Origin of the sequence: Streptomyces sp. NPDC006476, assembly GCF_040612015.1 — a bacterium.
GTDB lineage: Bacteria > Actinomycetota > Actinomycetes > Streptomycetales > Streptomycetaceae > Streptomyces > Streptomyces griseorubiginosus_B.
This window is the reverse complement of sequence record NZ_JBEXPK010000057.1, coordinates 1-13,109: the sequence shown is the minus strand read 5'-3', so window position 1 is coordinate 13,109 and position 13,109 is coordinate 1. Positions and strand designations below refer to the sequence as shown.

Here is a 13,109-nt window from a genome sequence, read left to right as displayed (position 1 = left end):
ACGTCAGCTCTTGGTGCGGAACTTGTGGATCGCGTACGGCGCGGCGATCGCCGTGATCGCCACCGACCAGCCCAGCGTCACCCACAGGTCGTGCGCGACCGGACCGCCCACCATCAGTCCGCGCGCCGCGTCGGCGAGGGTGGAGAGCGGGTTGTAGTCGGTGAAGGTCTGCAGCCAGCCCGGCATGGAGTTCGTCGGCGCGAAGATCGACGAGCCGAACTGCAGCGGGAACAGCACCAGGAAGCCCATCGCCTGCACGGACTGGGCGTTCTTCAGGACCACGCCGAGGGTGAGGAACACCCACATGATCGACGAGGCGAACACCGCGGACAGGCCCACGGCCGCCAGCAGACCGCCCCAGTGGTGGATGTGGAAGCCGACGAGCACGGCGACGATCATCAGCACGGTCGTCGCGAACAGCATCCGGAGCAGCTCCACCGTGATCTTGGCGAAGAGCACGGAGCCGCGTCCGATCGGCAGGGACCGGAAGCGGTCCATGACACCGGAGTTGAAGTCCTGGCTGAACCCGGTGCCGACGCCCTGGGAGAGCGTCATGCTCATCATCGCGATCATGCCCGGGATGACGTACTGCACGTACCCGTCCTGACCGCCGCCCAGCGCCTGCCCGATCGAGCCGCCGAAGACGTACACGAACAGCAGGGTGAAGACGACGGGCATCAGCAGCGCGTCGAACATCGATTCGGGGTCCTGCCGGATCCACAACAGGTTGCGGCGGATCAGGGCGCCGGTGTGGCGCAGGTGTCCGCGCAGCGGGATGCGGGTGTCGGACGCGGTGACGGTGACGGTGGCGGCGCTCATACGGCGACCTCCTCGCGGGTGTCGGCGGGCACGGTGTCCTGCGGGGCACTGGCGCGGTGGCCGGTGAGGGAGAGGAACACCTCGTCCAGGCTGGGCAGTTCGGTGGTGATGGAGGAGAGGGTGATGCCGCGGGCGGTCACGGCCGAGACCACGGCGGTCAGCTGCTCGTCGCTGAGGATCGGGACGAGGACGGTACCGCTGTCGGCGTCCACGGTCGTGGTCGAGAGGCCGGTGATGCCGAGCTCGTCGAGGGCGGCGGCGAGCGGCCGCAGCTGCACCGGATCGGCGGGCCGCACCCGCAGCGTCCGGCCGCCGACCTTCGCCTTCAGCTCCTCGATGCCACCGCCGGCGATGACCTTGCCCCGGTCGACGACGGTCAGCTCGGAGGCGAGCTGCTCGGCCTCCTCCATGTACTGGGTGGTGAGCAGGACGGTCACGCCGTCGCCGACCATGGCCTTGACCTCGTCCCAGACCTCGTTGCGGGTGCGGGGGTCGAGTCCGGTCGTCGGCTCGTCCAGGAACAGCACCTGGGGCCGGCCGATCATGGAGGCGGCGAGGTCGAGCCGGCGCCGCATACCGCCGGAGTAGGTGCTCGCGGGCCGCTTGGCTGCGTCCGTCAGCGAGAACCGCTCCAGCAGTTCGTCGGCGCGGGCACGGGCGTCCTTGCGGGGCAGGTCGAGCAGGCGCCCGATCATGTAGAGGTTCTCCCAGCCCGGGAGCTTCTCGTCGACGGAGGCGTACTGCCCGGTCAGCCCTATGACCCGGCGCAGCTGGCGGGGCTGGCGCAGGACGTCGTACCCGGCGACCGTCGCCTGACCGGCGTCGGGGCTCAGCAGGGTGGACAGAATCCGCACGAGGGTGGTCTTTCCGGCGCCGTTCGGCCCGAGGACACCCATCACGGTGCCCTCGCGCACGTCCAGGTCGACCCCGTCCAGCGCCTTGGTCTCGCCGTAGTGCTTGACCATCCCCCGTACGGTGACGGCGTTCTCGCCGCCGCTGGAGTTCTTGTCGATTCGTGTCATGCCGAGAACGGTGCCAGCCCCGGCCTACAAACCACCGACACATCACCTACAGGCCCGTGCCGGTGCCTACACCGCGCCGACAAAGCAGCAGCCCGCCGACGGGGGAAGATCGGCGGGCTGCCTCTGTGCCGCTGTGGCTCTGGTGACGGAGTGCTCGTCGTGGCTCTAGTGGCCGAGTGCTCGTCGTGGTTCTAGTGGACGGAGTGCTCGTCGAGCGGGAAGGTGCCGCCGACGACGTCCTCCGCGAACTCCTTGACCGCGTTGCCCATGACCTCGCGCAGGTTGGCGTACTGCTTGACGAACTTCGGGACCCGGCCGGACGTCAGCCCCAGCATGTCGGTCCACACCAGCACCTGCGCGTCCGTCTCGGGACCCGCGCCGATACCGACCGTCGGGATGTGCAGCACCCGCGTCACCTCGGCCGCGAGCTCCGCCGGAACCAGCTCCAGGACCACCGCGAAGGCGCCCGCGTCCTGCACGGCCTTGGCGTCCCTCAGCAGCTGCTGCGCCGCCTCCTCGCCGCGTCCCTGCACCCGGTAGCCCATCGCGTTCACCGACTGCGGGGTCAGCCCGATGTGGGCCATGACGGGGATCCCGGACTCCACCAGCAGCCGGATCTGCTCGTGCGACCGCTCGCCGCCCTCCAGCTTGACCGCCCCGACGCCGGCGTCCTTGACCAGCCGGGTCGCCGAGCGCAACGCCTGCACCGGCCCCTCCTGGTAGGAGCCGAAGGGGAGGTCGCCGACGATCAGCGCGCGCTGCGTGCCGCGGACGACGGCCGCCGACAGCATGGTCATCTCGTCCAGTGTGACGGGCACGGTCGTCTCGTACCCGAGATGGCAGTTGCCCGCCGAATCGCCGACGAGGATCACCGGGATACCGGCCTCGTCGAAGACGGACGCGGTCATCGCGTCGTAGGCGGTGAGCATGGGCCACTTCTCGCCGCGTTCCTTGGCGAGGGCGATGTCGCGAACGGTGATACGGCGGGTGCCCTTGCCCCCGTACAGCGCCTTGCTGCCGTCGGAGGGCTTCGCGTGGGCAGCCGAAAGCTGCGTCATTGCAACGGCTCCTTCAGTCATCTCGAGGCGCCCTGCCGGCGTCCCCGGATCACTCCCATGGTGGCACTTCGTGCCGGGGAGGGCCAGAGGCTCCCCGAGGGACACCTGTCACGTGACGCGAGGGCCACTCGTACGAGGCTCGAGGGCCGTTCGCACGAGGCTCGACGGCCGCTCGCGTAAGGATGGAGTAAAAACAATTCCGATACGGCACCGTCTCGTATCGGAATGGCGTCGGACATGCCTAGTCTGGACCTCATGACCTCTGCACCCGCCCCTGCCACCCGGATACCCGAAGCCGTGCACCGGCGGCGCTGGGCGATCCTCGGCGTTCTGATGCTGAGCCTGCTGATCGTGGTGCTCGACAACTCCATCCTGAACGTCGCCATCAAGACGATCTCCACCCCGGCCCCCACGGGCCTGGGCGCCACGCAGAGCGAGCTGGAGTGGGCGATCAACGCCTACACGCTCGTCTTCGCCGGCCTGCTGTTCACCTCCGGCCTCATCGGCGACCGGGTGGGCCGCAAGAAGGTGCTGCTCGGCGGTCTCGTCGTGTTCGGCGCCGGCTCCGCGCTGGCCGCCGAGTCCGGCTCCCCGACCCAGCTCATCGCCTTCCGGGCGCTGATGGCCCTCGGTGCCGCCTTCGTGATGCCGGCCACCCTCGCGGTCCTGATGAACGTCTTCGAGCGCGAGGAGCAGCCCAAGGCCATCGGCATCTGGGCCGGCGGCGTAGGCCTCGCCATCGCCATCGGCCCGATCACCGGCGGTCTGCTCCTGGACCACTTCTGGTGGGGCTCGGTCTTCCTGATCAACGTCCCGATCGTGATCCTCGCGCTCGTCCTGATGGTCTGGCTGGTCCCCGACTCCCGCGACCCCAGGCCCGGCCGGCTCGACCCGATCGGCGTCGTGCTGTCCGTCGTCGGCCTGGTCCTGCTGGTGTACGGCATCATCAAGGGCGGCCAGCTCGCCGACTTCACCGACCCCCAGGTGCTGTCGACCATCGTCGCCGGTCTCCTCGTGCTCGCCGGGTTCGTGGTCTTCGAGAAGCGCAGCGACCACCCCTCGCTCGACGTCACCTACTTCAAGAACAAGGTGTTCTCGGCCGCCATGGCCGCCATCGCGCTGGTCTTCTTCGCGCTGATGGGCGTGACGTTCTTCGCCGTCTTCTACACCCAGAGCGTGCGCGGCTACTCGCCGCTGCAGTCCGGTCTGCTGATGCTGCCGCTGGCCGCCGCGCAGCTGATCTTCGCGCCGCGCGCCCGGCTGCTGGTCGACCGGTTCGGCAACAAGGTCACCACCGGCGGAGGTCTGGTGCTGCTCGCGGGCATGCTCGCCGCGTTCGCGGGCTTCGAGGCGGACACCCCCATCTGGGTGCTGGAGGTCGTCTTCTTCCTCATGGGCACCGGCATGGCGCATGTGATGACCCCGACCAGCGTGGTCATCATGCAGGCCCTGCCGCGTGAGAAGGCCGGTTCCGCCTCCGCGCTGAGCAACACCTTCCGCCAGGTCGGCGGCGCCCTCGGCATCGCCGTCCTCGGCTCGGTGCTCTCCACCGCCTACCGCAACGGCATCGAGGGCAAGCTGGGCTCCCTGCCGCCCGGTCTGCGGGACACCGCCGCCGAGTCCATCGAGGCCACCCTCGGCGTCGCCGCGAAGCTCGGTCCCCAGGGCAAGGCGCTGGTCACCCCGGCCAACGAGGCCTTCCTGCACGCCATGCACGTCACCGCCCTGTGCGGCACCGTCGTCGCGCTGCTCGGCGCGGTGGTGGCGTTCTGGTTCCTGCCGGGCAAGCCCCCGGCGCGTCAGAAGGGCGAGGAGCAGCAGGAGTTGGTGGCCGCGGCGGAATAGCCTCTTCCGCCGCACCGGGGGGCAGCAGGGAGAATCGCTCCAGCACGAGGAAGGGACGACACACGTGAGCCTCGCCGACAGCCCAGCCGCTTCCGGCGCCCCCGTCCGGGGACGCCCCCGCAGCGAGGCGGTCGAACGCGCCGTCATCGAGGGGGTCATGAAGCTCCTGGAGGACGGCGTCCCGCTCGCCGAGCTCTCCATCGAGCGCATCGCGCGGACGGCCGGGGTCGGCAAGGCCACCATCTACCGCCGCTGGAGCGGCAAGGAGGAGCTGTTCGTCGACGTCGTCCGCAGCGCCGAGCCGCCCGGCCCCCAGCTGCCGGGCACCTCCATGCGCGACGACCTGGTGGCCCTGCTGGAGCATCTGCGCCAACGCGGCCTGATGACCCGTTCCTCGGCCATCCTGCACAACGTGCACGCCCAGATGAAGAGCAGCCCCAAGATATGGGCCGCCTATCACGCGACGGTCGTCAGGCCGCGCCGCGAGCTGCAGATCGCGATCCTGCGCCGCGGCCAGGCCGACGGCGAACTGCGCACCGACCTGGACGTCGAACTGCTGAACGACATGTTCGTCGGCCCGATGCTCTTCCGGACCCTGATGCGCCCGGACGCCGACCTGCCTGACGGCCTGTCGGAGGAGATCGTCGACACCCTGCTCGAAGGACTACGGCCCGTCAGTTCACCGGCCGCGTAGCCCGAATGTGCGCGTTCCGTCACAGAACACGCTTACCGCCCGCCGATCCGGAACCTCTCGGACCGGCTTCCACGTCCCACCGCCCGTACGGCCGTCATGGGACGGCGGAACGGAACCGATCATCCCCTAGGGTCTTAGGGACGCCCCTTCGGGGGTGACGGATGGTGTGCACGGCAGGCAGTGAGGCGACGCGGTATGGCGCAGCAGGCGTACATGACGGAGACGGCCAACGGAGGCTCGGGACCCGAGCGCCGTAGAGACCGGTTCCGGCGCCTGATGTCACATCTGTTCTCCGGCTGGCGCGGCGACCCCGGAATCTGGCGGCGCGGCATCGTGCTCGCCGCGCTCGCGGTGATCCTCGCCCTGGTCATGCTGCTGCATGCCCGGATCCCCAACCGGGTGGGCAACCTGGGCAGTCTCACCGAGACCTTCCTGCCCTGGCTGGGCCTGCTGGTCCCGGTGCTGCTCCTGCTGGCCCTGGTGCGCAAGTCGGCCACCGCGCTGATCGCGCTACTGGTGCCGGTGACCGTCTGGCTGAACCTCTTCGGCGGACTGCTCAGCGACAAGACCGGCAGCGGCGGCGACCTCACCGTCGCCACGCACAACGTCAACGCCGACAACCCCGACCCGTCCGGCACCGCCCGTGACGTGGCCGCCTCCGGCGCGGACGTGGTGGCCCTGGAGGAGCTGACCGCGACAGCGGTCCCGGTGTACGAGCGGGCGCTGGAGCCGACGTACAAGTACCACTCGGTCCAAGGCACCGTCGGGCTGTGGAGCAAGTACCCGATGAGCGACGTGCGGGCCGTCGACATCAAGCTCGGCTGGACCCGCGCCATGCGCGCCACGGTGACCACACCTGAGGGCCCGGTCGCCTTCTACGTCGCCCACCTGCCCTCGGTCCGGGTCAAGCTGGAGGCCGGGTTCACCGCCCGTCAGCGGGACAAGAGCGCCGACGCGCTGGGCGAGGCCATCGCCGACGAGAGGCTGCCGCGCAAGATCCTGCTCGGCGACCTCAACGGCACCATGAACGACCGCTCCCTCAACGGCGTCACCTCCCAGATGCGCTCCACCCAGGGCGCGGCGGGCAACGGCTTCGGGTTCAGCTGGCCGGCCTCGTTCCCGATGGCGCGGATCGACCAGATCATGGTGCAGGGCATCGAGCCGGTGAGTTCCTGGACGCTGCCCGCGACCGGCAGCGACCACCTTCCGGTGGCCGCCCGTGTGAACCTCGACACCAGCTCGTAACCCGCTGGAATACCGGGCCTGAGAGGCTTTGTTCCGTCAGTGAACATACACGGGCGGAACACACGCCCCTCCACCCCCGAAAGGAACAGGCCCCTTCATGCCCCTGGCCCTGCTCGCACTGGCCGTCGGCGCTTTCGGCATAGGCACCACCGAGTTCGTGATGATGGGCCTGCTGCCCGACGTCGCGGACGACCTGCACATCTCGATCCCCACCGCCGGGCATCTGGTCTCGGCGTACGCGCTGGGCGTCGTGATCGGTGCCCCGCTCCTCGCCGCGCTCACCGCCCGGATGTCGCGCCGCACGGTCCTGATCGGCCTGATGGCGCTGTTCGTCGCCGGCAACGCGCTGTCCGCGTTCGCCCCCGGCTACGACTCCCTGCTGGCCGCCCGCTTCCTCAGCGGCCTGCCGCACGGCGCCTTCTTCGGCGTCGGCGCCGTCGTCGCGACGAACATGGTCGCGCCGGAGCGCAAGGCCCGCTCGGTCTCGCTGATGTTCCTGGGCCTGACGGTCGCCAACATCGCGGGCGTGCCCGTCGCCACGCTCATGGGCCAGCACCTGGGCTGGCGCGCCACCTTCCTCGGCGTCAGCGCGATCGGCCTGGCCGCGATCGCCTCGCTGGCAGCCCTGATCCCGCACGACCACACCCACGCACCCGCCGCCGGACTGCGCCGCGAACTGTCGGCCCTGCGCTCGCTCCCCGTCTGGCTCGCCCTCGGCACCACGGTCGCCGGCTTCGGCGCGCTGTTCGCCGCCTACAGCTACATCACCCCGATGCTCACCGGCGCCGCCGGATACGCCGAGTCCAGCGTCACCCTGCTGCTGGCCCTGTTCGGCGTCGGCGCGACGGCCGGCAACCTGGTCGGCGGCCGCCTCGCGGACCACTCCCTGCGGGGCACGCTCTTCGGCGGCCTGGTCTCCCTGGCGGCCGTACTCGCCCTCTTCCCGCTCCTGATGCACGCGCGGTGGAGCGCCGCGCTGGCGGTCGCCCTGCTCGGCGCGGCGGCCTTCATCACCGGCTCGCCCCTGCAGCTGATGGTCATGGAGAAGGCGTCGGCGGCCCCGTCCCTCGCGTCCTCCGCGAACCAGGCCGCGTTCAACCTGGCGAACGCCGGGGGCGCCTGGATCGGCGGCGTCGCCCTGGCCGCGGGCTTCGGAGTGACATCTCCGTCACTGGCGGGCGCGATGCTGGCGGTGCTGGGGCTGGGCGTGGCGGGGGTTGCTTACGGGGTGGACCGGCGCCGGGTTCCGCAGAGCGGGACGGGCCGACTCGTCGCTGTACACCTGCCGGAGGCGTCGGAAGCACTGCACCGCTGACGCCCACTTCGACCGTGCACATGCCGCCGGAACGGCACGAAGCCCCTCGCGCCACTCCCGCCGGACCGCCCCCGTGCCCAGCTGTGCCTTCGCTGTGACCTGCCCCTACAACACCAGCAGATTCTTTCGCAGCTCGAACGCGGTCACCTCGGAGCGGTACACCGCTGTGGGCCGTCCTTCGACGGCCCACGTTTACCGCGCTTGGATGGCTTGGCGCTCGACGACTTGCTGATCGACACCTTCGAGCAGATGTGCTCAGATCCCTTGGCCTTATGGATTACCGTGACGTCCGAGTCGCTCGGCTTCGTCGCAGGCGCAGCCAAGACAGGAGTGGAACTTGGATCACTCGAGTCATCGGTGATCTCCCACTGTTTCCGTGTTCCAGTGCCTCCCGGTCCACGGTGAATCGTTATGCTTCCGAAGTCAGGCAGCACATCCCGGCAATTCGGACTACCATAGCCAAACCATTCAGCACCGTGGGGTCTTTCCACAATCCACTCCTTTGAGGAAGTGGCTCTTCCCTTGTCTCGTGCGATCGCCACGGGTGGGATCTCGACGCTTTCCCCATTCTTTGTTACATCGAATCTATAGGTCCATTTTCCCTTCGCGTCCTTTACGTGCTCGATCTTTGCTGAGATTCGAGCATTCGCGTCTACGCCACCCAGCGTCTCACCGTGAGCCCCCGTGCGGTCGATCCATTCATAGACGAGTTGGTGGAATGCTATGCCGGCCAGGCAAACGGTGACTGTCCCTGCTTTGATGAGCGGTTCGGTTTCTCCAGCCTTGTTAACCCTCTTTGCTCCGCCCAGGCCAACCCATACGGCGAAACTGGGCTGGTGATCGGGGTTATGCACGTTAGGGCACCTCACCTTGGAGACCCGCCAGGATCCTTCAACCGACTGGGCTTGCGGGCTGGCTATCTCGAGGCCAGCCCATTCCGGGTTCGGAACTGGTTCCGTTGTTGCGCTTGCAGGTGCAGAAGCCAAAAAAAGAAGAGCTGCTGTTGCGCTGGCCAGAAAGATTCGACACTTCATGGCACAATTCCGATTCGGGAATTCCGCACAAGCGGTTGGGGAGATTGAGTGTCCGCCGCTCACGGATGAGCCTCTATGGGATCACGAAGCCCCGCGCTCATTCGGTTCAGACCACATGGGGTCACCCCATCACTTCTACCGGAACACTGCTGCCCGCTATGCGCAACCTGGACAGCGGCAAGCCGGAACACATCCGAGACTGGCGCAGCGAGTTGGAGCAGGCCGTACCGCAGCGTTGCCGGAGCGCTACCACGCGACGGTCGTGCCTCTACGAGGGCACCGATCCGGCGCCGGACGGCTCAGAGACGGCCCAGAGTCAGTGAGACGCAATGAGGCCGACGGTCGTGGACCGTCGGCCTCACTTGCCGAATCAGCGTGAAACCACCCTGACCTGCCCCTACAGCACCGGCAGATTCTTCCGCAGCTCGAACGCGGTCACCTCGGACCGGTACTCCTCCCACTCCTGCCGCTTGTTGCGCAGGAAGAAGTCGAAGACGTGCTCGCCCAGCGTCTCGGCGACCAGGTCGCTGCGTTCCATCAGGGTCAGGGACTCGCCGAGGTTCTGGGGGAGGGGTTCGATGCCCATCGCCCGGCGCTCCGCGTCGGAGAGGGCCCAGACGTCGTCCTCGGCGCCCGGAGGGAGTTCGTAGCCCTCCTCGATGCCCTTGAGGCCGGCGGCCAGCAGGACGGCGTAGGCCAGGTACGGGTTGGCGCCGGAGTCCAGGGAGCGGACCTCCACGCGCGCGGAGCCGGTCTTGCCGGGCTTGTACATCGGGACGCGGACCAGGGCCGAGCGGTTGTTGTGGCCCCAGCAGATGTACGAGGGAGCCTCGCCACCGGCGCCGGCCGTGCGCTCCGAGCCGCCCCAGATGCGCTTGTAGGAGTTGACCCACTGGTTGGTGACCGCGGAGATCTCCGCCGCGTGGCGCAGCAGGCCCGCGATGAAGGAGCGGCCGACCTTGGAGAGCTGGTACTCCGAGCCGGACTCGTAGAAGGCGTTGCGGTCACCCTCGAAGAGGGACAGGTGCGTGTGCATGCCGGAGCCGGGGTGCTCGGAGAAGGGCTTCGGCATGAAGGTCGCCTGCACCCCCTGCTCCAGCGCCACCTGCTTCATGACCAGGCGGAAGGTCATGATGTTGTCGGCCGTGGACAGGGCGTCGGCGTAGCGCAGGTCGATCTCCTGCTGGCCGGGGGCGCCCTCGTGGTGGGAGAACTCGACCGAGATGCCCATCGACTCCAGCATGGTGATCGCCTGACGGCGGAAGTCCATGCCGATGTTCTGCGGGGTGTGGTCGAAGTAGCCGGAGTTGTCGGCGGGGGTGGGGCGCGTGCCGTCGAGCGGGCGGTCCTTCAGCAGGAAGAACTCGATCTCCGGGTGCGTGTAGAAGGTGAAGCCCAGGTCGGAGCCGCGCGTGAGGGCGCGCTTGAGGACGTAGCGCGGGTCGGCGAAGGACGGGGAGCCGTCCGGCATGAGGATGTCGCAGAACATCCGCGCCGTGCCGGGGGCCTCGGCGCGCCAGGGCAGGACCTGGAAGGTGGACGGGTCCGGCTTGGCGATCATGTCGGACTCGTACACACGGGCGAAGCCCTCGATGGCCGAACCGTCGAAGCCGATGCCCTCATCGAACGCCTGCTCGAGCTCGGCGGGGGCCACGGCTACGGACTTGAGGAAGCCCAGCACGTCCGTGAACCACAGGCGTACGAACCGGATGTCGCGCTCCTCCAACGTCCGGAGCACGAACTCCTGCTGCTTGTCCATCTTCCGCTTCCCCATCCTTGCTGGTCAGGCCGCCTGTCTCCCTGTCCCACAGGAGGCGGTCGGGCACCTGAGCATCACACCACAACAGCATTTCATGCGCGTTGCGGACCTTGATCGTCGAAGCGACCTCGGCCTGAACGCCTCACGTATGCCAGGTGTACGGCTCTGCCGCCCATCTTGCCTGCTCGGACTGACATCCGTAATGCCCCGCCCCGCCTCCGTAATGCCCCGCCCCGCCTCGCACGTGACCATCGCCACGCCCGCTTACTTTGCATCTGGCTCGTCGCCCAGGCCTGACGGACCCCTGGCTCGCCGCCCAGACCTGACCAGCCCCGGCCCTCCTCGCGGGGGCTAGGAGGCGCGGCCGATCTCCAGCAGGAGCGGTCCGGTCGGGGCGGCGACCATGTCGGCCACCGTCAGCGGGTCCAGCGAGGCGTAGAAGGCCTCCTGGGCCCGGCGCAGGGCGCCCCGGAGGCGGCAGGCGGAGCTCAGGGGGCAGGGGGAGGCGCCGCCCTCGCAGTCGACGACGTCACCGTCGCCCTCGAAGGCGCGCACCACACCGCCGACGGAGGCCGTACGGCCCTTCGCGCTCAGCGACAGCCCGCCGCCCCGGCCGCGGCGGGCGTCGACCAGACCCTGGTGCTGGAGTTCGGCGACGACCTTCGCCGCGTGCGTGTACGGCACGTCCATGTCCGCCGCGACCTCGCGGGTCGTCGGTCTGGACTCGCCGGCGACGGCGAGCCGCATCAGGACGCGCAGGGCGAGGTCGGTGGAGCGCAGCAGCCGCATACGGGCAGCGTAGATAATGCGCATCTGTGGTTCAAATTATCGCTCGCTTCCTGTCGGATACGTATCGATCCGGCCTTTCCTGTGCCCTGCCTGCGAATCGCCCCTCCGTCCCCATTACGATCAGCCCACCCGACGTCCCTTCCCCCTATAAGGACACCCGCCATGGGCTCGAAGACCACCAGTGCCGCTCGCAAGGCGCGCATAGAGGAGATGCGGCGCGCCGAGAAGGCCCGTGAGCGGCGCAATCGCATCCTCGTCATCGGCGCGAGCGTGGTCGTCGTCGCCGGCCTCGTCGTCGGCGGTGTGGTCCTCGTCAACAACCAGTCGGACAAGAAGAGCGACACCGCGAGCGACGCCAAGGGTGGCAGCTCCGGGGATTCCGGGCACTTCACCACCGGCAAGGACGGCGTGCAGACCTGGGCGGGCAAGCTGTCCCGCAACCACGTTCCGGGGACGGTGAGTTACCCGATGCACCCGCCGGTCGGCGGCAACCACAACCCGGTGTGGCTCAACTGCAACGGCAACGTCTACACCAAGGCCGTCAAGGACGAGAACGCCGTGCACGCGCTGGAGCACGGCGCGGTGTGGGTGACGTACACCGACAAGGCGAAGAAGTCCGACGTGGACACGCTCGCGGCGAAGGTGAAGCAGACGCCGTACTCACTGATGAGCCCGTACACCAACCAGACCTCGCCGATCGAGCTGACGGCGTGGGGCCACCAGCTGGGCGTGACGAGCGCGGACGACCCGAAGGTCGCCAAGTTCTTCGAGACGTACGTCCAGGGGAAGCAGACGCCGGAGCCGGGTGCCTCGTGCACGGGCGGGACGATGTGACATGAGGAAGCACATCGGCTGGATCGCGGGAACCGCCGCGGCGGCGCTCGTCGCGGCCGGTGCGATCACCTACGCGGTCGCCGAGGACGGCGGCTCGAGCGCGGGCACGCCGGCCGCGGAGTCCGCGGACGCGGGGTTCGCCCGCGACATGGCGATCCATCACCAGCAAGCCGTCGAGATGTCGTACATCGTCCGCGACCGCACGAAGAACGTGGAAGTGCGGCGCCTCGCCTACGACATCGCGCAGACGCAGGCCAACCAGCGCGGGATGCTGCTGGGCTGGCTGGATCTGTGGGGGCTGCCGAAGGTGTCGGCGAAGCCGCCGATGTCCTGGATGGGCATGGGAGACATGCCCGAGCGCGGGGACGGCTCGCTGATGCCCGGCATGGCGACAGACACCGAGATGAGGAAGCTCGGCACCCTCAACGGCAAGCAGGCCGAGATCTTCTACCTCCAGCTCATGACGGACCATCACAAGGGCGGCATCCACATGGCCGAGGGCTGTGTGGCCAAGTGCCAGGTCGGCGTGGAGAAGCAGCTCGCGCAGGGCATGGTCGACGCGCAGCAGTCCGAGATCAAGCTGATGGCGGACATGCTCAACTTGAAATTAAAGGTTTCCCCTCGGTCCTCCGGGTCGATGGGTGTCCTTTTTATGCCGGTGTTTGCCGACGGGGTGGCGGGGTGCGGCGCTGCTG

The 13,109-nt window shown here is 68.6% G+C and carries 11 protein-coding genes and 1 pseudogene; 6 read left to right on the top strand and 6 right to left on the bottom strand.

Translation table 11 applies throughout. From position 1 onward, the window contains the following. Positions 1 to 3 precede the first annotated feature (3 nt). The 3 genes from ABZZ74_RS40015 to panB all read right to left on the bottom strand — a co-directional run bounded on the left by ABZZ74_RS40015 (position 4) and on the right by panB (position 2,899). Positions 4 to 819, bottom strand: a complete 816-nt coding sequence (locus tag ABZZ74_RS40015; RefSeq protein WP_356949076.1) for an ABC transporter permease — start codon at positions 817 to 819, stop codon at positions 4 to 6. Then, positions 816 to 1,841: an ATP-binding cassette domain-containing protein gene (locus tag ABZZ74_RS40010; protein ID WP_356949075.1), complete on the bottom strand. Its 1,026-nt coding sequence runs from the start codon at positions 1,839 to 1,841 to the stop codon at positions 816 to 818. The genes ABZZ74_RS40015 and ABZZ74_RS40010 overlap by 4 nt, the downstream gene beginning before the upstream one ends. A gap of 191 nt (positions 1,842 to 2,032) precedes the next feature. Continuing rightward, entirely contained in the window at positions 2,033 to 2,899 is an 867-nt protein-coding gene (panB, locus tag ABZZ74_RS40005) for a 3-methyl-2-oxobutanoate hydroxymethyltransferase (RefSeq protein ID WP_356949074.1), read from the bottom strand. 255 nt (positions 2,900 to 3,154) lie between these two features. Here panB and ABZZ74_RS40000 point away from each other — a divergent pair, with 255 nt between their 5' ends. The 4 genes from ABZZ74_RS40000 (at position 3,155) to ABZZ74_RS39985 (ending at position 7,998) form a co-directional block, all read left to right on the top strand. Beyond that, positions 3,155 to 4,744 carry an MFS transporter gene (locus tag ABZZ74_RS40000; protein WP_356949073.1) on the top strand — a complete coding sequence of 530 codons (1,590 nt, stop codon included), beginning with the start codon at positions 3,155 to 3,157 and terminating at the stop codon, positions 4,742 to 4,744. Between the two features lie 64 nt (positions 4,745 to 4,808). Then, positions 4,809 to 5,438: a TetR/AcrR family transcriptional regulator gene (locus ABZZ74_RS39995; protein WP_356949072.1), complete on the top strand. Its 630-nt coding sequence runs from the start codon at positions 4,809 to 4,811 to the stop codon at positions 5,436 to 5,438. Positions 5,439 to 5,633: 195 nt separating this feature from the next. After that, positions 5,634 to 6,683, top strand: coding sequence for an endonuclease/exonuclease/phosphatase family protein (locus ABZZ74_RS39990; protein WP_356949071.1), 1,050 nt, complete (start codon positions 5,634 to 5,636; stop codon positions 6,681 to 6,683). Positions 6,684 to 6,780: 97 nt separating this feature from the next. Beyond that, entirely contained in the window at positions 6,781 to 7,998 is a 1,218-nt protein-coding gene (locus ABZZ74_RS39985) for an MFS transporter (RefSeq protein WP_356949070.1), read from the top strand. A 143-nt stretch (positions 7,999 to 8,141) separates the two neighbouring features. On the opposite strand, the gene ABZZ74_RS39980 is transcribed toward ABZZ74_RS39985, so the two are convergent. The 3 genes from ABZZ74_RS39980 to ABZZ74_RS39970 form a co-directional block, all read right to left on the bottom strand. Beyond that, positions 8,142 to 9,032, bottom strand: a complete 891-nt coding sequence (locus tag ABZZ74_RS39980; RefSeq protein ID WP_356949069.1) for a G1 family glutamic endopeptidase — start codon at positions 9,030 to 9,032, stop codon at positions 8,142 to 8,144. Positions 9,033 to 9,429: 397 nt separating this feature from the next. Then, a complete protein-coding gene (locus ABZZ74_RS39975) occupies positions 9,430 to 10,791 on the bottom strand; it encodes a glutamine synthetase family protein (RefSeq protein WP_356949068.1) in 1,362 nt (453 codons plus the stop codon). A gap of 351 nt (positions 10,792 to 11,142) precedes the next feature. After that, complete coding sequence (locus ABZZ74_RS39970) at positions 11,143 to 11,580, bottom strand: Rrf2 family transcriptional regulator (protein WP_356949106.1); 438 nt, start codon at positions 11,578 to 11,580, stop codon at positions 11,143 to 11,145. Between the two features lie 162 nt (positions 11,581 to 11,742). Here ABZZ74_RS39970 and ABZZ74_RS39965 point away from each other — a divergent pair, with 162 nt between their 5' ends. Together ABZZ74_RS39965 and ABZZ74_RS39960 are read left to right on the top strand one after the other, a co-directional pair. Continuing rightward, positions 11,743 to 12,414: a DUF3105 domain-containing protein gene (locus ABZZ74_RS39965; protein WP_356949067.1), complete on the top strand. Its 672-nt coding sequence runs from the start codon at positions 11,743 to 11,745 to the stop codon at positions 12,412 to 12,414. A gap of 1 nt (position 12,415) precedes the next feature. Continuing rightward, positions 12,416 to 13,012: pseudogene (locus ABZZ74_RS39960) on the top strand (DUF305 domain-containing protein); the annotation flags it as partial. Positions 13,013 to 13,109 lie beyond the last annotated feature (97 nt).

Bases quoted from the DNA above. Each gene is read 5' to 3' on its own strand.
- ABZZ74_RS40010 (WP_356949075.1), bottom strand. From the start codon at position 1,841: ATGACACGAATCGACAAGAACTCCAGCGGCGGCGAGAACGCCGTCACC.
- ABZZ74_RS39965 (WP_356949067.1), top strand. From the start codon at position 11,743: ATGGGCTCGAAGACCACCAGTGCCGCTCGCAAGGCGCGCATAGAGGAG.
- ABZZ74_RS39975 (WP_356949068.1), bottom strand. From the start codon at position 10,791: ATGGACAAGCAGCAGGAGTTCGTGCTCCGGACGTTGGAGGAGCGCGAC.
- ABZZ74_RS39980 (WP_356949069.1), bottom strand. From the start codon at position 9,032: ATGAAGTGTCGAATCTTTCTGGCCAGCGCAACAGCAGCTCTTCTTTTT.
- panB (WP_356949074.1), bottom strand. From the start codon at position 2,899: ATGACGCAGCTTTCGGCTGCCCACGCGAAGCCCTCCGACGGCAGCAAG.
- ABZZ74_RS39990 (WP_356949071.1), top strand. From the start codon at position 5,634: ATGGCGCAGCAGGCGTACATGACGGAGACGGCCAACGGAGGCTCGGGA.
- ABZZ74_RS39970 (WP_356949106.1), bottom strand. From the start codon at position 11,580: ATGCGGCTGCTGCGCTCCACCGACCTCGCCCTGCGCGTCCTGATGCGG.
- ABZZ74_RS39985 (WP_356949070.1), top strand. From the start codon at position 6,781: ATGCCCCTGGCCCTGCTCGCACTGGCCGTCGGCGCTTTCGGCATAGGC.
- ABZZ74_RS40015 (WP_356949076.1), bottom strand. From the start codon at position 819: ATGAGCGCCGCCACCGTCACCGTCACCGCGTCCGACACCCGCATCCCG.
- ABZZ74_RS40000 (WP_356949073.1), top strand. From the start codon at position 3,155: ATGACCTCTGCACCCGCCCCTGCCACCCGGATACCCGAAGCCGTGCAC.